Annotated in this window: 15 protein-coding genes; 11 read left to right on the top strand and 4 right to left on the bottom strand. The window is 73.4% G+C overall.

The window, feature by feature from the left end; all coding sequences use genetic code 11:
* Positions 1-91: 91 nt before the first annotated feature.
* A complete protein-coding gene (locus RM844_RS21735; protein ID WP_311668998.1) occupies positions 92-2,539 on the top strand; it encodes a RelA/SpoT family protein in 2,448 nt (815 codons plus the stop codon).
* A gap of 136 nt (positions 2,540-2,675) precedes the next feature.
* Here RM844_RS21735 and RM844_RS21730 read toward each other — a convergent pair whose 3' ends face one another.
* A complete protein-coding gene (locus RM844_RS21730; RefSeq protein WP_311668997.1) occupies positions 2,676-3,905 on the bottom strand; it encodes a DUF349 domain-containing protein in 1,230 nt (409 codons plus the stop codon).
* A gap of 192 nt (positions 3,906-4,097) precedes the next feature.
* The gene (locus tag RM844_RS21725; RefSeq protein WP_311668996.1) at positions 4,098-4,931 is read right to left on the bottom strand and encodes a peptidylprolyl isomerase; all 834 of its coding nucleotides are present in this window, start codon (positions 4,929-4,931) and stop codon (positions 4,098-4,100) included.
* A gap of 201 nt (positions 4,932-5,132) precedes the next feature.
* Here RM844_RS21725 and RM844_RS21720 point away from each other — a divergent pair, with 201 nt between their 5' ends.
* From RM844_RS21720 to RM844_RS21710, 3 genes are all read left to right on the top strand, one after another.
* The gene (locus tag RM844_RS21720) at positions 5,133-5,849 is read left to right on the top strand and encodes an MBL fold metallo-hydrolase (protein ID WP_311668995.1); all 717 of its coding nucleotides are present in this window, start codon (positions 5,133-5,135) and stop codon (positions 5,847-5,849) included.
* 210 nt (positions 5,850-6,059) lie between these two features.
* On the top strand, positions 6,060-6,719 hold the full coding sequence (locus RM844_RS21715; protein WP_311668994.1) for a vitamin K epoxide reductase family protein: 660 nt from the start codon (positions 6,060-6,062) through the stop codon (positions 6,717-6,719).
* A gap of 72 nt (positions 6,720-6,791) precedes the next feature.
* Positions 6,792-8,153, top strand: coding sequence for a replication-associated recombination protein A (locus RM844_RS21710; RefSeq protein WP_311668993.1), 1,362 nt, complete (start codon positions 6,792-6,794; stop codon positions 8,151-8,153).
* Between the two features lie 626 nt (positions 8,154-8,779).
* On the opposite strand, the gene RM844_RS21705 is transcribed toward RM844_RS21710, so the two are convergent.
* Positions 8,780-9,625: a DUF2470 domain-containing protein gene (locus RM844_RS21705; protein ID WP_311668992.1), complete on the bottom strand. Its 846-nt coding sequence runs from the start codon at positions 9,623-9,625 to the stop codon at positions 8,780-8,782.
* 56 nt (positions 9,626-9,681) lie between these two features.
* On the opposite strand from RM844_RS21705, the gene rpsD reads away from it, so the two are divergent.
* On the top strand, positions 9,682-10,293 hold the full coding sequence (rpsD, locus tag RM844_RS21700; RefSeq protein ID WP_311668991.1) for a 30S ribosomal protein S4: 612 nt from the start codon (positions 9,682-9,684) through the stop codon (positions 10,291-10,293).
* Between the two features lie 15 nt (positions 10,294-10,308).
* Here rpsD and RM844_RS21695 read toward each other — a convergent pair whose 3' ends face one another.
* Positions 10,309-12,531, bottom strand: coding sequence for an ATP-binding protein (locus tag RM844_RS21695; protein WP_311668990.1), 2,223 nt, complete (start codon positions 12,529-12,531; stop codon positions 10,309-10,311).
* A gap of 217 nt (positions 12,532-12,748) precedes the next feature.
* On the opposite strand from RM844_RS21695, the gene RM844_RS21690 reads away from it, so the two are divergent.
* The 6 genes from RM844_RS21690 (at position 12,749) to RM844_RS21665 (ending at position 19,570) form a co-directional block, all read left to right on the top strand.
* Positions 12,749-13,174, top strand: coding sequence for a DUF948 domain-containing protein (locus RM844_RS21690; protein WP_311668989.1), 426 nt, complete (start codon positions 12,749-12,751; stop codon positions 13,172-13,174).
* The gene (locus tag RM844_RS21685; RefSeq protein ID WP_311668988.1) at positions 13,171-13,563 is read left to right on the top strand and encodes a DUF6167 family protein; all 393 of its coding nucleotides are present in this window, start codon (positions 13,171-13,173) and stop codon (positions 13,561-13,563) included. Before RM844_RS21690 ends, RM844_RS21685 begins: the two co-directional genes overlap by 4 nt.
* A complete protein-coding gene (alaS, locus tag RM844_RS21680) occupies positions 13,563-16,229 on the top strand; it encodes an alanine--tRNA ligase (protein ID WP_311668987.1) in 2,667 nt (888 codons plus the stop codon). Before RM844_RS21685 ends, alaS begins: the two co-directional genes overlap by 1 nt.
* Positions 16,229-16,693: a Holliday junction resolvase RuvX gene (gene ruvX / locus RM844_RS21675; protein ID WP_311668986.1), complete on the top strand. Its 465-nt coding sequence runs from the start codon at positions 16,229-16,231 to the stop codon at positions 16,691-16,693. The genes alaS and ruvX overlap by 1 nt, the downstream gene beginning before the upstream one ends.
* An 82-nt stretch (positions 16,694-16,775) precedes the next feature.
* Positions 16,776-18,722 carry an endolytic transglycosylase MltG gene (gene mltG, locus RM844_RS21670; protein WP_311668985.1) on the top strand — a complete coding sequence of 649 codons (1,947 nt, stop codon included), beginning with the start codon at positions 16,776-16,778 and terminating at the stop codon, positions 18,720-18,722.
* Positions 18,719-19,570 carry a shikimate dehydrogenase gene (locus tag RM844_RS21665; protein WP_311668984.1) on the top strand — a complete coding sequence of 284 codons (852 nt, stop codon included), beginning with the start codon at positions 18,719-18,721 and terminating at the stop codon, positions 19,568-19,570. Before mltG ends, RM844_RS21665 begins: the two co-directional genes overlap by 4 nt.
* The last annotated feature ends 30 nt before the right edge of the window (positions 19,571-19,600 follow it).

Below are 19,600 nucleotides of genomic sequence, written 5' to 3'. Positions count from 1 at the left end.
CGCCGGGCCCAGCGCGTCCGGGAGCCCCCAAGGACCGTCCTCCTCGCCGTCTCCGTCCAGGCGCCGGTGAGGGGCCGCACAAGGAGTGCCCTTGCCCGACGACGCCCAGCCGCTCACCTCAGCGCAGCGGAAGAACAGCAAGCCGGCCACCGCCCTGTGGCGAGACGGCGGCGCCGAGGAGCAGGCCCCCGCCCCCGCCGCCGCGCAGAACACCCCGGCGGTCTCCGGCGTGTCCGGCCGTTCGGGCTCGTCCAACCGCGTCCGGGCCCGGCTGGCCCGGCTCGGTGTGCAGCGCTCCACGCCGTACAACCCGGTGCTTGAGCCGCTGCTGCGGGTGGTGCGCGCCAACGACCCGAAGGCCGACACGGCGGTGCTGCGCAGCATCGAGCGGGCCTTCCAGGTCGCCGAGCGCTGGCACCGCGGCCAGAAGCGCAAGAGCGGCGATCCGTACATCACCCACCCGCTGGCGGTCACCACCATCCTGGCCGAGCTGGGCATGGACCCGGCGACGCTGATGGCCGGGCTGCTGCACGACACGGTCGAGGACACCGAGTACGGCCTGGAGACCCTGCGGCGGGACTTCGGCGACCAGGTGGCGCTGCTGGTGGACGGCGTCACCAAGCTGGACAAGGTCAAGTTCGGTGAGGCGGCCCAGGCCGAGACGGTCCGCAAGATGGTGGTGGCGATGGCCAAGGACCCGCGGGTCCTGGTCATCAAGCTCGCCGACCGGCTGCACAACATGCGGACCATGCGCTTCCTGAAGCGGGAGAAGCAGGAGCAGAAGGCCAGGGAGACGCTGGAGATCTACGCCCCGCTGGCGCACCGGCTGGGCATGAACACCATCAAGTGGGAGCTGGAGGACCTGGCCTTCGCCATCCTCTACCCCAAGATGTACGACGAGATCGTGCGGCTGGTCGCCGAGCGCGCGCCCAAGCGGGACGAGTACCTGGCGACGGTGATCGACGAGGTCCAGGCCGACCTCCGGGGCGCCCGGATCAAGGCCACCGTCACCGGCCGGCCCAAGCACTACTACAGCGTCTACCAGAAGATGATCGTGCGGGGCCGGGACTTCGCCGAGATCTACGACCTGGTGGGCATCCGGGTCCTGGTGGACACCGTGCGGGACTGCTACGCCGCGCTGGGCACCGTGCACGCCCGGTGGAACCCGGTGCCGGGGCGGTTCAAGGACTACATCGCGATGCCCAAGTTCAACATGTACCAGTCCCTGCACACCACGGTGATAGGACCGGGCGGCAAGCCCGTCGAGCTGCAGATCCGCACCTTCGACATGCACCGGCGGGCCGAGTTCGGCATCGCCGCGCACTGGAAGTACAAGCAGCAGGCCGTCGCCGGCTCCTCCAAGGTCCGCACCGACAGCCCCAAACGCTCAGGCGACAAGAGCGGCACCGTCAACGACATGGCCTGGCTGCGGCAGCTGCTGGACTGGCAGAAGGAGACGGAGGACCCGGGCGAGTTCCTGGAGTCGCTGCGCTTCGACCTCTCCCGCAACGAGGTCTTCGTCTTCACCCCGACCGGCGACGTGATCGCGCTGCCCGCCGGCGCGACCCCGGTCGACTTCGCCTACGCGGTGCACACCGAGGTCGGCCACCGCACCATAGGCGCCAAGGTCAACGGCCGGCTGGTGCCGCTGGAGTCCACGTTGGACAACGGCGACACGGTGGAGATCTTCACCTCCAAGGCCGACGGCGCCGGCCCGTCCCGGGACTGGCTGGGCTTCGTCAAGTCGCCCCGGGCGCGCAACAAGATCCGCGGCTGGTTCTCCAAGGAGCGCCGGGACGAGGCCATCGAGCAGGGCAAGGACCTCATCGCCCGCGCGATGCGCAAGCAGAACCTGCCGATCCAGAGCGTGCTCACCGGTGACTCGCTGGTCACCCTGGCGCACGAGATGCGCTACCCGGACATCTCCTCGCTCTACGCGGCCATCGGCGAGGGCCACATGTCCGCGCAGAGCGTGGTACAGAAGCTGGTCCAGGCGGTGGGCGGCGAGGACGCGGCCAACGAGGACCTCTCCGAGACCGCGCCCCCGGTGCCGGCCGGCGCCCGGCGCCGCTCGGCCGCCGACCCGGGCGTCGTGGTCAAGGGCGTGGACGACGTCTGGGTCAAGCTGGCCCGCTGCTGCACGCCGGTCCCCGGCGACCCGATCATCGGCTTCGTCACCCGGGGCAACGGTGTCTCCGTGCACCGCGCGGACTGCGTCAACGTGGACTCGCTCTCCCGGGAGCCGGAGCGCATCCTGAAGGTCGAGTGGGCGCCCACCCAGTCCTCGGTCTTCCTGGTCGCCATCCAGGTCGAGGCGCTGGACCGGTCCCGGCTGCTCTCCGACGTCACCCGGGTCCTCTCCGACCAGCACGTCAACATCCTGTCGGCGGCGGTGCAGACCTCCAGGGACCGGGTGGCGACCTCGCGGTTCACCTTCGAGATGGGGGACCCCAAGCACCTGGGGCACGTGCTGCGGGCGGTGCGCCGGGTGGAGGGCGTGTACGACGTCTACCGGATCACGTCGCCGCGCCGGCCCTGAGCGCCGGCCGGCGGCGGCCCGGCCACGACGACGACGGCGGCCGGGAGGATGTCGTCCTCCCGGCCGCCGCCGCTGGTACGCCGCCCCGGCCCTACCGACGGGTCAGGCCCGGGGTTGAGGGGGCAGGGGTCAGGGGTCAACCACCGAACTCCTGGAGGCCCTTGAGCGCCTGGTCCAGCAGCGCCTGGCGGCCGGCCAACTCCCGCTCCAGCTTCTCCGCCTTGGCGGTGTTGCCCGCGGCCCTGGCCTTCTCCGCCTGCTCCCGCAGCCGGTCGACGGCCTCCTGCAACTGCCCGGTCAGGCCGGCGGCCCGGGCCCTGGCCTCGGGGTTGGACCGCCGCCACTCGGCGTCCTCGGCCTCCCGCACGGCCCGCTCCACCGCCTGCATCCGGCCCTCGACCCCGGCCCTGGCGTCCCGCGGCACGTGCCCGATCGTCTCCCAGCGCTCCCCGAGGGCCCGCAGCGCGGCCTTGGCCGCCTTGAGGTCGGTGATCGGCAGCAGCTTCTCCGCCTCGGCCGCCAACTCCTCCTTGCGCTCCAGGTTCTCCCGCTGCTCGGAGTCACGCTCGGCGAAGACGGCGCCCCTGGCCTGGAAGAAGACGTCCTGCGCGGCCCGGAACCTGGCCCACAGGTCCTCCTCGGCGTCCCGGTGCGCCCGGCCGGCGGCCTTCCACTCCCGCATCAGGTCGCGGTAACGGGCCGCCGTGGGGCCCCAGTCGGTGGAGTGGGAGAGCGACTCCGCCTCGCCGATCAGCTTCTCCTTGCGGCGCCTGGTCTCCTCACGCTGTGCGTCGAGGGCGGCGAAGTGCGACTTGCGCCGCTTGGAGAACGCGGAACGGGCGTGCGAGAAGCGCTGCCACAGCTCGTCGTCGGTCTTCCGGTCGAGCCGGGGCAGCCCCTTCCAGGTGTCGACCAGGGCGCGCAGCCGCTCGCCGGCCGACCGCCACTGGTCGCTGCCGGCCAGCTCCTCGGCCTCGGCGACCAGCGCCTCCTTGGCGGTCCTGGCCTCCTCCGTCTGCCGGGCCCTGGCCGCCTTGCGCTCCTCGCGCCGCGACTCCACCGTCGCCACCAGCGCGTCGAGCCGGGTCACCAACGCGGCCAGGTCGCCGACCGCGTGGCCCTCCTCCACCTGCGCCCGCAGGGCGTCGATAGCCGCCGTGGCGTCCTTGGCCGAGAGGTCGGTGGTGCGTACGCGCCGCTCCAGCAGACCGATCTCGACCACCAGGCCCTCGTATTTGCGCTCGAAGTAGGCGAGCGCCTCGTCGGGAGAGCCCGCCTGCCAGGAGCCGACGACCTTTTCTCCGTCCGCCGTCCGCACGTAGACGGTGCCCGACTCATCAACACGGCCCCAGGGCTCGCCGCTCACAGCGCCTCCTCGTTTGATGCGCGACGGGGTCAACACCCCCGGCATCGTCCACAGTTCTCAAACCGGCCACACCGGCTGCCGGGCCCGCGCACCCAAGCGCCGGGCCCCGCACAGGCCCAAACATAGGCGACAGCCCGCCCGGCTGTCCGCACCTTGCCGGGCGGAAATTGCCGCTGGCCTGGCCAGGGAAGATCAGGCGGCCGGCTCCACTGTCGCCTCGTTGATCACCACGGTGGCGTTGGGCGCGGTGTTCCCGCTGGTCGGGTCCGGCGCGGCGGAACCCGCCCCGGCGATCGTCTCCAACACGTCGAACCCGGCGGTGATCTGCCCGAACGGCGTGTAGTCGGCGGGCAGTTGACTGTCCTGGTAAACCAGGAAGAACTGGCTGCCGCCGGTGTCGGGACCGCTGTTGGCCATCGCCACCGTGCCCGCCGGGTAGACGCCCTCGGCGACCTCGGGGGCGTCCAGGTTCTCGTCCGGCAGCTGGTAGCCGGGGCCACCCTGACCGGTGCCGGTCGGATCGCCGCACTGCAGCACGTAGATACCCTCGGTGGTCAGCCGGTGGCAGGGGGTGTGGTCCAGGTAGCCCTCGCCGGCCAGGAAGGCGAACGAGTTCACGGTGCGCGGGGCGGCCGCCGGGTCCAGGGTCAGCTCGATGTCGCCGCAGGTGGTGGCGAGCCGCATCAGCTGCGGCGTCTCGGTGTCCACCGTCAACTCCGGCTCGGCGTCCCACTGGTCGCCCGAGGGCGAGCCCTCCGCCGGGGCCGCGCAGGGGTCCTCGACCGGCTCCTCGACGGGCGCTTCCTCCGTCGGCTCGTCGGTCGACGCCGCCGCGGTGTCCGACGAGTCGTCGTCGTTGAGCCACAGTGCCCAGGCCGTGCCGCCGCCGGCCAGCACCAGCACCGCGGCCACCGCCAGCAGGATCCGCACCCGCTGCCGCCTTCGGTGCCGCTCGGCCCGCCGCCGTGCCTGGCGTTCGACCTTGGCCCGGACGAGTTCCTTGCGCCGTCGCTCCTTGCTGGACACCGCGCTCTCCTTTGCTCCACCGGAACAGTTCAACGGAACACTTCAACGCAACTGCAACGCTTCAACAACGCTTCGACAGAACACGTCGGCGCACCCGCGCACCGCGTGCGTGGCGTCACCGTATACGGGGTTCGCCGGTCGCGGACCGCCGCCGGTAGGCTCTTCGTCCCACCGCCCGACGACCCAGCGAAGGACGCCCCCGTGCTCATCGCAGGCTTCCCCTCCGGCGCCTGGGGGACCAACTGCTACCTGGTCGCCCCCGCCGCCGGCGAGGAGTGCGTGATCATCGACCCGGGGCACCGCGCGGCGCCCGGCGTCGAGGAGACCATCGCCCGCCACCGGCTCAAGCCCACCGCGGTTATTCTCACCCACGGCCACATCGATCATGTCGCCTCGGTCGTCCCGGTCTGCGGGGCGCACGACGTGCCGGCCTGGATCCACCCGCGGGACCGCTACATGCTCGCCGACCCGGAGAAGGCGCTCGGCGCCCAGATCGGCGAGCAGCTCATGGGCGAGCTGACCATCGGCGAGCCGGACGACCTGCTGGAGCTGACCGACGGCGCCACCCTGTCGCTGGCCGGGCTGGAGTTCACGGTGGCGCACGCCCCCGGGCACACCCCGGGCTCGGTGACCTTCCACACCCCGGAGCTGGCCGACGTGCCGCCCGTGTTGTTCTCCGGTGACCTGCTCTTCGCCGGCTCGATCGGCCGCACCGACCTGCCCGGCGGGGACTCCGCGGAGATCCTGCGCTCGCTGGCCCGGGTCTGCCTGCCGCTGGCCGACCCCACCGTGGTGCTCTCCGGGCACGGCCCGCAGACCACCATCGGCCGGGAGCGCGCCGGCAACCCGTTCCTGCGGCAGCTGGCGGCCGATCCCGGGGCGGCCGGCGGGATCGGCACGCCCCGGCGCGGGCTCTGAGCCCGCCGGGCGCCGGCCCGGGTCAACCTCGGGCCGTGCCCGTCATCCCCGCAGGGGATTTCCGCCGGCCGCGCCTTTCGGTCCGTAGCGGGGCGTACCGCCCCTGAACTGGCGCGATCGACCGTTGACTTTGACGGCGGCCTTACATCGGGTCCGGTTGACTGGTACAGAATGGTGGACCCTTGGCCGGGACGGAGTGGATGGGGCGACATGGCGACAGACGCGGCGGCAGACGCGGCGGTGGACGAGGTGCGCGCGGACGACGGCTCCCCGCGGGGCGGTGAGTCGGATGGCCCGGTGGGCGCGGGGCGTGCCTTCGCCCTGCTCCTGGTGATCACCGGCTTCGCCGGCCTGCTGGCCGCCTGGGTCATCACGCTGGACAAGTTCCACCTGCTCGAGGACCCGGACTTCACGCCCGCGTGCAGCCTCAACCCGGTGATCTCCTGCGGTTCCATCATGGAGAGCGACCAGGCGGAGGCGTTCGGCTTCCCCAACCCGATGCTGGGCATGGCCACCTACCCGGTGGTGATCGCCATCGGCATGGGCCTGCTGGCCGGCGCCAGGTACCGCCGCTGGTTCTGGCTCGGGCTCCAGGCCGGCACGACCTTCGGCGTCGTCTTCTGCACCTGGCTCCAGTACCAGTCGTTCGTCAACATCAACGCCCTCTGCCTGTGGTGCAGCCTGGCCTGGGTCGCCACCATCCTGATGTTCTGGTACACCACGCTGCACAACGTCCGCAACGGCTTCCTGCCCGCCCCGCGCGGCCTGAAGAACGTCCTGGAGGAGTTCCACTGGCTCTTTCCCGCGCTGCACATCGGCGTGATCGGGATGGTGGTCCTGACCCGCTGGTGGGACTTCTGGGTCAGCTGAGCCCGGCCGCCTGATCCGGGCGGAGGGCGCTCCCCGGCCCGCTGTCAGAGGGGTGCCTTAGGGTCGGGGGTTGTGGAGCACGATCTGTTCACGGCCGCCGCCGAGGAGCGCGCCGAGAAGGACCCGACCGCCCGTCCCCTCGCCGTCCGGATGCGTCCGCGCGGCCTGGACGAGGTGCTGGGCCAGCGTCATCTGCTGGGTCCCGGCTCCCCGTTGCGCCGCCTGGTGGGTGAGGGCTCCGGCGGGCCGGCCGGCCCGTCCTCGGTGATCCTCTGGGGCCCGCCGGGCACCGGCAAGACGACGCTGGCCCATGTGGTCAGCCGGGCCACGGAGAAGCGCTTCGTCGAGCTGTCCGCCATCACCGCCGGGGTGAAGGAGGTGCGGGCGGTGATCGACGGCGCCCGCCGCAGCTCCGGGGGCTTCGGCCGGGAGACGGTCCTCTTCCTCGACGAGATCCACCGCTTCAGCAAGGCCCAGCAGGACTCGCTGCTCCCCGCCGTGGAGAACCGCTGGGTCACGCTGATCGCCGCCACCACGGAGAACCCGTACTTCTCGGTGATCTCCCCGCTGCTCTCCCGCTCGCTGCTGCTCACCCTGGAGCCGCTCACGGAGGACGATCTGCGTGGGCTGCTGCGCCGCGCGGTGGCCGACGAGCGCGGGCTCGGCGGCGCGGTGGCGCTCCCGGCGGAGACGGAGGCGCACCTGTTGCGGATCGCGGGCGGCGACGCGCGCCGGGCGCTGACCGCGCTGGAGGCGGGCGCCGGCGCCGCGTTGGCCGAGGGGCAGGCGGAGATCTCCCTGAGCACGCTGGAGTCGGCGGTCGACCGGGCGGCCGTCGCGTACGACCGGGAGGGCGACCAGCACTACGACGTGGCGAGCGCGTTGATCAAGTCCATCAGGGGTTCGGACGTGGACGCCGCGCTGCACTACCTGGCGCGGATGGTGGAGGCGGGGGAGGACCCGCGGTTCATCGCCCGCCGGCTGATGATCTCGGCCAGCGAGGACATCGGCCTGGCCGATCCGACGGCTCTGCCGACGGCGGTGGCCGCCGCGCAGGCGGTGGCCCTGATCGGCTTCCCCGAGGCGGCGATCACCCTGAGCCACGCCACCATCGCGCTGGCCCTGGCGCCGAAGTCCAACGCCGCGGTGACGGCGATCTTCGCCGCCCAGGCCGACGTCCGGGCCGGCCTCGCCGGCCCGGTCCCCGGCCATCTTCGGGACAGCCACTACAAGGGCGCCCAGAAGCTGGGCCACGGCGAGGGCTATCAGTACCCGCACGACCTGCCGGGCGGCATCGCCGCCCAGCAGTACGCGCCGGACGCGGTGGACGGCAAGCGGTACTACCAGCCCACCCGGCACGGCGCGGAGGCCCGCTACGCGGAGGTCCTCGAACGCGTCCGCGAACGTCTCACCGACCGCCCGGCCCCCGGCTGACGCGGGGCCGGTGCCGGTCCGTGCCCCTCTCATGCCTGGGGCCGCACCGACGCCCGGCGCCAAGGCCGGCCAGGGCCTCAGCCTCACCGGCCGGCCGGGCACCGGCGTCCACGCCCGTGCGGTACGGCCCGCCCGGGCGGGCACTGGTCACTGACCGGCCTGCCGTCGCGGCGACATCCGGGGCCGGCCTCGTGCCGGCCGTCAACGCGAGGCCGGGGCGGCCCTGTTGGGGTCGCGGGTGGGCCATGGGCCTCGGCGTGGTGGCTCGGCCCTCGCGGCTGGCCCGTTCCTTCGGCGCCCCGCCCCACCCCGCGGGGCGCCGGTCAACGGCGGGTTCGCCGTGCGTGGCGGGCACGCGCGACGTCGGCGCAGCGGCCGTTCAGGGCCGCCAGCCGGCCTTCGACGGACGGCGAGGCGGGCTCGGTCCCGCCGGTCGGGCGGCCGGCCTCGGCGGCCCGCGAGGCGGGCGGCCTCCGGTCACCGACTGGCCCGGTGCCGCGCCGACCCCGGGGCCGGCCGCGTGCTGGCGGTGAACAGGAGGCCGGGCCGGCCCGGTCGCGTGCCGCCGGCCCGGGCGTTCGAACCGGCCCCGGCCGGCGGGGCTCCCGCGCCGGCCGCCGGCCGGCTCAGTCGTGCTCGGCGGCCGACTCGAAGAGCCAGCGCATGGCGCGCCGGAGTTGGGCGACGTCGTGGACCGGCTCGGGGAAGTCGAAGCGGGCGTCGAAGCAGGAGGCGGCGGTGCGGCAGCGCAGCCGCAGGCCGAAGCGGTCCAGGCCGAGCGGCGCGATCCGCTCCGGCTGCTCGCAGTCGCCCAGCTCACCGGCCATCAGCCGGCACAGCGAGCGGAGTTGCTCCTGGTGGCTGGCGGCCAGGTGTTGCAGCAGCTCGGCCTCGTGCCGGGCCAGCGGGTCGGCCTCGGCGGTGGCGAACTCGTCCGGCTCGACGTGCGCCTCGCCCCACAGGTCGTCGGTGTACGCCTCGCCGACCTCCAGCCGCAGCAGGGTCCAGCCCGGGCCCGGCGTCGGGCCGGCCGGGTGGGCCCTGGCGAGCAGCCGGCGGGAGGCGCCGCTCTCCTCGGCGGGCACGGCGGTCAGCCAGCCGGCCACCCAGGCGCGGCCACGGATGCGTTGCGGCACCGAAACGGGCGCGACATCTGTGATTTCCATCACCGCGGTGACCTCGTCGTGCAGGGCGTGGGCCGCTGTACGCCCAGCCAACGAGTCCGCGGGCACCAGCAGAAGGACATCCCCGCGTGGGGTGACCGCTCGGGCTTCCGGCACACTGGGGACGGGGTTGTCGAAGGTATCCCGCTCGGTTCCCGGAATGGTGAGCGTGGCCGAGGCGTTCGACTCCACCAGGGTGCGCACCCGCTCGGCGGCCGTAGGCTGTTGGGCTTCCTCCGTGGGACGCGGCTGGCCCGCCTCCCGGCTCCGGTTCTCGGTGTCGGGCAGGGGGCTCCCAGGTCGAATCATGCGCGCTCCTCAGCTAAGGTAAGGCTCACCTAACTTACTACGGAGGTCCGTTCAACGTGAACCAGTCGCGTCCCAAGGTCAAGAAGTCGAGGGCACTCGGCATCGCGCTCACCCCGAAGGCGGTCAAGTACTTCGAGAAGCGCCCCTATCCTCCGGGTGAGCACGGGCGTGGCCGCAAGCAGACCAGTGACTACAAGGTCCGCCTCCTGGAGAAGCAGCGACTGCGCGCCCAGTACGACATCAGCGAGCGCCAGATGGTGCGGGCCTACGACCGCGCCAAGAAGGTCACCGGCAAGGCCGGCGAGGCGCTGATCATCGAGCTGGAGCGTCGCCTGGACGCCCTGGTGCTGCGCTCCGGTCTCGCGCGCACCATCTACCAGGCCCGCCAGATGGTGGTGCACGGCCACATCGCGGTCAACGGCCGCAAGGTCGACAAGCCCTCGTTCCGGGTCACCCCGGACGACGTGATCAGCGTCCGCGAGCGCAGCCGGGACAAGTACCCGTTCCAGGTGGCCCGCGAGGGTGGCTACGCCGGCGACGGCGAGACCCCCCGCTACCTGGAGGTCAACCTGCCGGCGCTGGCGTTCCGGCTGGACCGCAACCCCAACCGGTCCGAGATCCCGGTCATCTGCGACGAGCAGCTGGTCGTCGAGTACTACGCCCGCTGAGTCGCGGGGCGCGGCTCACTCCTGGGCGGCGCCCCGCCCGGCCCAGGGCGGCTGCGGTGGACCAGCCAACGCGGCGTGCGGGGCGGCCGACGGGCCGCCCCGCGAGCGCAGCGCCCTGGCCACCGCCGCGTCGGTGTCCAGCCGCTCGCCCTCCCGCAGGCACTCGCGGAACCGCGCCTTGCCCAGCCGCTCCACCACCTGGAGCGCGCTGCGGTTGTGCGGGTCGTTGAAGTACTCGGAGCCGAAGAGCGGCATCCCCACCGAGCGCCACAGCCGGGCCGCCGCCCCCTGGAGCACCGCCGCCTCGGCCGCGTCGCCCTCGCTGGCGGTGATGCCGGCCAGCAGCTCCAGGGCGAAGACCGTGCCGACCAGGTCCCGGAACGCGTAGTTGACCGGCAGCGACTCCTCCAGGATGCGCCGGGCCCTGGCGGTGTCCCCCTCGCTCCAGGCCGCGAACCCCAGCACGTGCAGCGCGTACGAGCGGGCCCACTGCTCGCCGTGCTCCTCGCAGACGTCCCGCACCTCGGCGCAGAGCGCGACGGCCCCGTCGAGGTCGCCCTTGAAGGCCAGCGCCATCGCCAGCTCCACGCGCCCCATCAGCACGTTGCTGTTGAGCTCGCCGATCTCCTCGTACCGGTCGAGGGAGGCCCGCAGCAGCTCCTCGGCCTGGTCCGTCTCGTCGTTGATCAGCGCCAGGCACCCGCTGTGGTGCAGCGAGTAGGCGACCGCCCGGGCGTTCCCGGTGCGCTCGGCGGCCTGCCGGCACTCGTGCAGCGCGGTCAGCGCCGCCACCGTGTCGCCCTGCAGGACCGCGACGTAGCCCATCGCCCACAGGGCCCGCAGCCGGGTGTCCTCGTGGTCGGTGCCCAGCGCCAGCGCCCGGTCCAGCCAGTGCCGCCCCTCCGCGAGCCGGCCGCAGGCCACCCAGCAGAACCACAGCGTGGCCGCCAGGTAGAGGCCGAACCTGGCGTCCTCGTCCTCCTCCAGCGCGTACTCGAACGCGGCCCGCAGGTTGGGCAGTTCGTCGTGCACCCGGCGGGCCACCTCGAACTGCCGCGGGCTGAACCACTCCAGCTCGCACCAGGTGACCAGGCCGGTGCACCAGTCGCGGTGCCGTCGCCGAAGCCGGTCGGTGTCCCCGGTGGCGGCCAGCCAGTCGGCGCCGTAGGCCCGGACGGTGTCGAGTATCCGGTACCGCACGCCGGAGGCCGCCTCCTCCCGGCTGACCACGGACTGCGCCACCAGCTCGGTCAGCACGTCCAGCACCTCGTCGGCCGACAGGTCGGGGCCCGAGCAGACGTACTCGGCCGCCTCCAGGTCGAAGTGGCCGGCGAAGACCGACAGTCGGGCCCACAGCAGCCGCTGCTGCGCGGTGCACAGCTCGTGGCTCCAGCCCATCGCGGTGCGCAGCGTCTGGTGTTGCGGCGGCGCGCCGGCCCCGCCGCCGACCAGCAGCCGGAACCGGTCGTCCAGCCGTTGCAGGGTCTGCTCCAGGGAGAGGGTGCGCAGCCGGCCGGCGGCCAGTTCGAGGGCCAGCGGGATGCCGTCCAGCCGGTGGCACAGCTCGGCGACCACCCGGCGGTTCTCCTGGGTGATGGTGAAGCCGGGCAGCACGGCGGCGGCCCGGTCGGCGAAGAGCCAGGCGGCCTCGCCGAGCGGCGCCAGCGCCGGCTCGTGGCTGGCCGGTCCTGGCGCGGTCATCGGGGCCAGCGGGTAGAGCCGCTCGCCGACGATGCCCAACGGCCGCCGGCCGGTGGCCAGCACCCGCAGTCCGGGCAGCCGGCGGAGCAGCTCGTGCACCAGCGCGGCGGTCGGCTCCACCAGGTGCTCGACCCCGTCCAGCACCAGCAACGTCCGGCGCCCGGCGAGCTGTTCGAGGAGCACCGTGACCGGTGGCCGGCCGGACTGGTCGGTCACCTCCAGCGCCTCGACCACCGCGTGCTCCAGCAACTCCGGGTCCCGCAGGCCGGCCAGCTCGACCAGCCAGACCCCGTCGCAGAAGCGTTCCTTCAACAGGCGTGCCGCCTGCAGCGCGCAGCGGGACTTCCCCACGCCGCCCACCCCGGTGACGGTGACCAGCCGCTCCTCGGTCAACGCCGAGGTGAGCGCGCTGACTTCGGCGCTGCGACCGATGAACCTGGTCAGCTCCGTGGGAAGGTTGCCGGCGCGGCACCCGCCCGGCTGGGTCCCCCGGGCCGTCTTCCGAGCCGGAGGCTCGGACCCCTGAAAGCCTCGCATAAGACACGCAGCGTACGCTTAGGTAAGCAGAACGTACAATTGTCACGGGTCCCTCTTGGCAGACGCGGAGGAATGCGGTACGAGCCCGCGCCGGGAGCGCGATAAGGTCGGGACCTGCCGTAGCGCGGGGTGGGAGGCGCCGTCCCGGCTGGTCGAGGCCGGCCGGCCGTCGATCCCGTGACGGCGAAACTACCCATCCGAGGGAAGCGGTGCGTTCGTGTCCGGTGGCGAAGTGGCCGGCCTGCTGGTGGCCGTCTTCTGGGCGATCCTGGTCTCCTTCCTCGCCGTGGCGCTGTACCGGCTGGCCCGGACGCTCCAGGCGGCGACGGAGCTGGTCACCTCGGTCACCGAGCAGGTGGTGCCGCTGCTGGGCGAGGCGTCCCAGACGGTGCGCAGCGCCCAGTCCCAACTGGACCGGGTGGAGAGCATCACCTCGGACGTCCAGGACGTGACCGCCAACGCCTCCGCGCTCTCCACCACCGTCGCCAGCACCTTCGGTGGCCCGCTGGTGAAGGTGGCGGCCTTCGGCTACGGCGTGCGCCGCGCGCTCGCCCGCCGGGGTGGCCGCGCCGAGCCCCCCGCCCCACCGCCCCGGGTGGTGCCCGGGCCCCGCCGTCGCCGAGGAAGGACCGATCGCCGATGATCCGCCGAGCCCTGTGGTTCACCACCGGCGCCGTCGCGGGCGTCTGGGCCACCACCAAGGTCCAGCGCCAGCTGCGCCGGCTGACCCCGGAGAGCCTCGCCGGTCGTGCCGCCGACCGGGCGGTGACCACCGGCCACCGGCTCCGCGAGTTCGCCGTCGACGTGCGCTCCGGGATGGCCGAGCGGGAGGACCAACTGCACGACGCGCTCGGCCTGTCGGCGGCCCCGCCGCCCGGGCGCGTGGTGCGCGCCGCCGCGCCCCGCCGCCCGCTGCCCCCGGCCCGACCCGCCCAACCGGCCACGCCGGCCGAGCCGGCCCTGGCCGACGCCACCGAACGTTCCGACCGCACCGCACCCCTGCCCCGATCGACCGGAAAAGAGGACCACTGATGGAGTCGGCTGAAATCCGCCGCCGCTGGCTGAGCTTCTTCGAGGAGCGTGGCCACGCCGTGGTGCCCTCGGCGTCGCTGATCGCGGACGACCCGACGCTGTTGCTGGTCCCGGCCGGCATGGTGCCGTTCAAGCCGTACTTCCTCGGCCAGGCCACCCCGCCCTACCAGCGCGCCGTCAGCGTCCAGAAGTGCGTGCGCACCCCCGACATCGAAGAGGTCGGGAAGACCACCAGGCACGGCACGTTCTTCCAGATGTGCGGCAACTTCTCCTTCGGGGACTACTTCAAGGAGCGGGCCATCACCCTGGCCTGGGAGCTGATGACCACCTCCCAGGACGAGGGCGGCTACGGGCTGGACCCGGAGCGGCTGTGGATCACCGTCTACGAGGAGGACGACGAGGCCTACCGGATCTGGACCGAGCAGGTCGGCCTCCCCGCCGAGCGGGTGCAGCGCCTGGGCAAGGGCCCCAACTTCTGGGACATGGGCGTGCCCGGCCCGTGCGGCCCGTGTTCGGAGATCAACTACGACCGCGGCCCGGCCTTCGGCGTCGAGGGCGGCCCCGAGGTCAACGACGAGCGCTACGTCGAGCTGTGGAACCTGGTGTTCATGCAGTACGAGCGGGGCGCCGGCCAGGGCAAGGACTACCCGATCGTCGGGGACCTGCCCTCGCAGAACATCGACACCGGGCTCGGCCTGGAGCGCCTGTCGATGGTCCTCCAGGACGTCCACAACATGTTCGAGACCGACACCCTCCGGGTGGTCATCGACAAGGCCGCCGCCCTCACCGACGTCAGCTACGGCGCCGCCGACGAGAGCGACGTGGCGCTGCGGGTGGTCGCCGACCACATGCGCACCTCCGTGATGCTGATCGGCGACGGCGTCACCCCGGGCAACGAGGGCCGCGGCTACGTGCTGCGCCGGATCATGCGCCGCGCCATCCGCAACATGCGGCTGCTGGGCGCGACGGGCCCGGTGGTCGGCGAGCTGGTCGACACCGTGATCGGCATCATGGGCGAGCAGTACCCGGAGCTGCGCACCGACCGGGGCCGGATCGAGACGGTGGCGCTGGCCGAGGAGGCCGCGTTCCTCAAGACCCTCAAGGCCGGCACCAACATCCTGGACTCCGCGGTCACCGAGACCAAGGCCGCCGGCGGCGGGGTGCTCCCCGGTGAGCAGGCCTTCCTGCTCCACGACACCTGGGGCTTCCCGATCGATCTCACCCTGGAGATGGCCGCCGAGCAGGGCCTGAGCGTCGACGAGGCCGGCTTCCGCCGGCTGATGAAGGAGCAGCGGGAGCGGGCCAAGGCCGACGCCAGGGCCAAGAAGCAGGGCCACGCCGACCTCACCGCCTACCGCGAGTTCGCCGACGCCGCCGGCCCCTCCGAGTTCATCGGCTACACCAGCACCGTCGGCGAGTCCACGGTGGTCGGCCTGCTGGTGAACGCGGCCAGCGCGCCGGTCGCGGTGGAGGGCGACGAGGTCGAGATCGTGCTCAGCCGCACCCCGTTCTACGCCGAGGGCGGCGGCCAGCTCGCCGACACCGGGCGGATCAGGACCGACGCCGGCGCCGTGGTCGAGGTGCGGGACGTCCAGCAGCCGGTGCCCGGGGTGATCTCGCACAAGGGCGTGGTGCTGGTCGGCGAGGTGTCGGTGGGCGCCGCGGTGGAGACCGAGATCGACGTGCGGCGGCGGCGCGCCATCGCCCGCGCGCACAGCGCCACCCACCTCACCCACCAGGCGCTGCGCGACGCGCTCGGCCCGACCGCCGCCCAGGCCGGCTCGGAGAACGCGCCGGGCCGCTTCCGCTTCGACTTCGGCTCGCCGGCCGCCGTGCCGGGCAGCGTGCTCGCCGACGTCGAGCAGAAGATCAACGAGGTGCTCAGCCGCGAACTCGACGTCACCGCCGAGGTGATGTCGATGGACGAGGCGAGGAAGCAGGGCGCCATCGCCGAGTTCGGTGAGAAGTACGGCGACCGGGTCCGGGTGGTCACCATCGGGGACTACTCCAAGGAGCTGTGCGGCGGCACCCACGTCCACAACACCGCCCAGCTGGGCCTGGTCAAGCTGCTGGGGGAGTCGTCCATCGGCTCCGGGGTGCGCCGGGTCGAGGCGCTGGTCGGCGTCGACGCCTACCGCTTCCTGGCCCGTGAGCACACGGTGGTCGCCCAGCTGACCGAGCTGGTCAAGGGCCGGCCGGAGGAGCTGCCCGAGCGGATCTCCGGGATGCTGGGCCGGCTGAAGGACGCGGAGAAGGAGATCGAGCGGTTCCGCGCCGAGAAGGTGCTCCAGGCCGCCGCCGGGCTGGCCGGTGGGGCCCGGGACGTGCGCGGGGTGGCGCTGGCCAGCGGCCGGGTGCCGGACGGCACCTCGGCGGACGACCTGCGGCGCCTGGTGCTGGACGTGCGGGGCCGGCTCGCCGGCGACCGCCCGGCCGTGGTCGCGCTCTTCACGGTGGCGGGCGGGCGCCCGCTGACCGTGGTGGCCACCAACGAGTCCGCCAGGGAACGCGGGTTGAAGGCCGGTGACCTGGTGCGGGTGGCCGCCAAGGCGCTGGGCGGCGGCGGTGGCGGCAAGCCGGACGTGGCGCAGGGCGGCGGGCAGCACCCGGAGTCCATCGACGAGGCGCTGGCCGCCGTGGAGCGCCAGGTCGCGGGCGCCGCCTGATGCGGCGCGGCAGGCGGCTGGCGGTCGATGTCGGGGACGCCCGGATCGGGGTCGCCTCCTGCGACCCCGACGGGCTGCTGGCGACCCCGGTGGAGACCGTCCCCGGGCGCGATCTGCCGGTCGCCAGGCGGCGGCTGGCCGCGCTGGTCGCCGAGTACGAGCCGATCGAGGTCGTCGTCGGGCTCCCCCGTTCGTTGAACGGTCGGGAGGGCCCGGCGGCGACCCGGGTACGGGCGTTCGCCGCCGAGCTGGCCCGTCAACTGGCGCCGGTGCCGGTGCGGCTGGTGGACGAGCGGATGTCCACGGTGGCCGCGACCCGGGACATGCGGGCGGCCGGCGTCTCGGCGAAGAAGGGCCGTTCCAGGATCGACCAGGCCGCGGCCGTGGTGATCCTGCAGGCAGCGCTGGACACGGAACGCGGCTCGGGCCGCCCGCCGGGGCAGAGCGTCGAAGTGGTTGTCTGATCGCGATACGGTAACGTTCCGCGCGACACGGCAGTTGCTGCATGGGGGGTATGAGGCTGCCACCTGCTGCACAAGGGGATCGATGACTGATTACGGCCGGGGCTCCGGCTCCGAACCGTGGTACCCGGAAGACCCGCGCCACGGCGAGCGCAGCTGGCCCGAGGGATACGACCCCCACGGACAGCACCAGCCGCCCGGCGGTTCCGGTGACTTCGACGCGTACGGCGGTCAGCAGCCGGGGGGCCAGCAGGGCGGTTACCCCGGCGGCTACCAGGGCCAGGCCTACCAGGACCCGAACTACCAGGACCCCCACCACCAGGGGGGCGGTTACCAGGGGTCCGGTTACCAGGGCGGGCAGGGCGGTTGGGACGGCGCCCAGCAGCACCAGGGGCAGCACCCGGACCACTCCCAGGGGCAGGGCTACCAGCAGGGCGGCTACCCCGAGGGCGCCGGCTACGCCGGGCAGTCCTACGGCGGCCAGCCCACCGGCGGCGCCGGCTACCCCGAGGGCGGCTACGGCGGGGAGAACGGTTACGGCGGCGGCGGGCACGGCTCGGGCGCCTACCAGACCGGCGGCTACGACGCCGGTGGCTACGACACCGGCTCGTACCAGACCGGTGGCTACCAGACCGGCGGCTACGACACCGGCTCCTACCAGCAGGGCGGCTACGACACCGGCGGCTACGCGTCGCCCGGCTACGACACCGGCGCCCAGCCGGCCAGCGCCTACGACCATGGCACCGCCCAGCAGGACCACTCCCCGCCCGGCCAGCGGCGCCCCGCCCCCGACCAGCCGCAGGGCGCCACCCAGGCGATGCCGGCCGTCGAGGTGCCGCGCGCCAGATCCGGTGAGCCGCCCGAGGGGCCGGACCCGGACACCGGCTGGGACCCGGGCCCCGACCAGGGCGAGTCCGACTTCTTCCGGCGCCGCGCGGACGACGAGGACGAGGCCGACGGGGACGACGACGGCGGCGGCCGGCGCGACCGCTCCGGCAAACGCCGGGGCTGCGGCTGCCTGTTGCTGGTCGCCGTGGTGGTCGGCGGGATCGGCGGCGTCGGCTGGTACGGCTACCAGTTCTACCAGGACCGGTTCGGCCCGGCGCCGGACTACGCGGGCGAGGGCCAGGGCGAGGTCCAGGTCGAGATCCCGGCCGGCGCCACGACCTCCCAGATGGGCAACATCCTGAAGGCGGCCGACGTGGTCAGGAGCCACGACGCCTTCGTGGACGCCGCTGGCGACACCCCGATCCAGCCCGGCGTCTACACGCTGCGCCTCCAGATGTCGGCCGAGGCGGCCCTTGCCGCGCTCACCGACCCGGAGGCACTCAACGTGCTGACCATCCCGGAGGGCAGACGGGCCACCGAGATCTACGCGATGATCGACGAGCGGCTCGAACTGGCGGAGGGCACCACCGAGGAGGTCGCCGAGACCGCCGACCTGGGCCTGCCGGACTGGGCCGAGGGCGATCCGGAGGGCTTCCTCTTCCCGGCCCGCTACGACGTGGGCGGCGAGACCGCCCCCGAGGACCTGCTGGCCGAGATGGTGGACCGGGCCGAGGCCGAGTTCGAGGGCATCAGCCTGGAGACGGCCGCCAGCCAACTCGGCCACAGCCCGCGGGAGATGATCATCATCGCCTCGCTGATCGAGGCGGAGGCGCAGGCCGACGAGGAGTTCGGCAAGGTCTCCCGGGTGGTCCACAACCGGCTGGCGATCGACATGCGGCTCCAGTTCGACTCCACCATCAACTACGCCATGGGCCGCTCCACGTTGGACGTCAGCTTCGGTGACACCGAGCTGGACTCCCCGTACAACACCTACCAGGAGTACGGTCTGCCGCCCGGCCCGATCAACAACCCCGGGCACCAGGCGCTGGAGGCCGCGCTCAACCCCACCGAGGGCGACTGGCTGTTCTTCGTCACCGTCGAGCAGGGCGACACCCGGTTCACCGCCGACGACGAGGAACACGAGCGCAACGTCCAGGACTTCAACGAGGTCCAGGCCAGGAACCGTGAGGAGAGCGGCGAATGACCGCGCCCATCACCGGCGGGCGGCGGGCCGCCGTGCTCGGCTCCCCGATCGCCCACTCGCTCTCCCCGGCGCTGCACCTGGCCGCCTACCAGGCACTCGGCCTGACCGACTGGAGCTACCGCCGGTTCGAGATCGGCGAGGCCGAACTGGCCCCGTTCCTGGGCTCGTTGGGTCCGGAGTGGGCGGGCCTCTCGCTCACCATGCCGCTGAAGCGGGCGGTGCTCCCGCTGTTGGACGAGATCAGCGACACCGCCGCCTCGGTCTCCGCGGTCAACACGGTGGTCTTCACCGACGACGGCCGCGCGCTGGGTGAGAACACCGACATCCCCGGCCTGGTCGCCGCGCTCGCCGAGCGCGGGGTGACGGAGGTGCGGCGGGCGACGGTGCTCGGCGCCGGCGCCACCGCCTCGTCCGCGCTGGCCGCGCTGGGCCGGCTGGGCGCCGAGGAGGTCACCGTCTGTGTGCGCAGCGAGGCGCGCGCCGCGGAGATGCGCTCCTGGGGTGAGCGGCTGGGTGTACGCGTGGTGACCGCGCCCTGGGCGGCGGCCGCCGAGGCGCTGCGCGCCCCCCTGGTGGTGGCCACCACCCCGGCGGGCGCCACCGACGCGCTGGCGGCCGCGGTGCCGGCGGACCCCGGGGTGCTCTTCGACGTGCTCTACGAGCCGTGGCCCACCGCCCTGGCCGCCGCCTGGTCGGCTGCCGGCGGACGCCTGGTCGGCGGCCTCGACCTGCTGGTGCACCAGGCCGTCTGCCAGGTCGAACTGATGACGGGCCTGGTTCCGGCCCCCCTCCCGGCCATGCGCGCCGCCGGCGAGGCGGCCCTCAGGGACCGACCCGCCGACCACTAGCCGCGGGACCGCTGGCACGGCGGCGCCGCG

The organism is Streptomyces chisholmiae (assembly GCF_031845445.1).
Taxonomy (GTDB): Bacteria; Actinomycetota; Actinomycetes; order Streptomycetales; family Streptomycetaceae; genus Streptomyces; species Streptomyces chisholmiae.
This window is presented reverse-complemented; position numbering and strand designations above follow the sequence as displayed.

Excerpts from the sequence above, each read along its gene's own strand:
- RM844_RS21705 (WP_311668992.1), bottom strand. The coding sequence starts at position 9,625 with ATGATTCGACCTGGGAGCCCCCTGCCCGACACCGAGAACCGGAGCCGG.
- alaS (WP_311668987.1), top strand. The coding sequence starts at position 13,563 with ATGGAGTCGGCTGAAATCCGCCGCCGCTGGCTGAGCTTCTTCGAGGAG.
- ruvX (WP_311668986.1), top strand. The coding sequence starts at position 16,229 with ATGCGGCGCGGCAGGCGGCTGGCGGTCGATGTCGGGGACGCCCGGATC.
- RM844_RS21665 (WP_311668984.1), top strand. The coding sequence starts at position 18,719 with ATGACCGCGCCCATCACCGGCGGGCGGCGGGCCGCCGTGCTCGGCTCC.
- mltG (WP_311668985.1), top strand. The coding sequence starts at position 16,776 with ATGACTGATTACGGCCGGGGCTCCGGCTCCGAACCGTGGTACCCGGAA.
- RM844_RS21715 (WP_311668994.1), top strand. The coding sequence starts at position 6,060 with ATGGCGACAGACGCGGCGGCAGACGCGGCGGTGGACGAGGTGCGCGCG.
- RM844_RS21685 (WP_311668988.1), top strand. The coding sequence starts at position 13,171 with ATGATCCGCCGAGCCCTGTGGTTCACCACCGGCGCCGTCGCGGGCGTC.
- RM844_RS21695 (WP_311668990.1), bottom strand. The coding sequence starts at position 12,531 with ATGCGAGGCTTTCAGGGGTCCGAGCCTCCGGCTCGGAAGACGGCCCGG.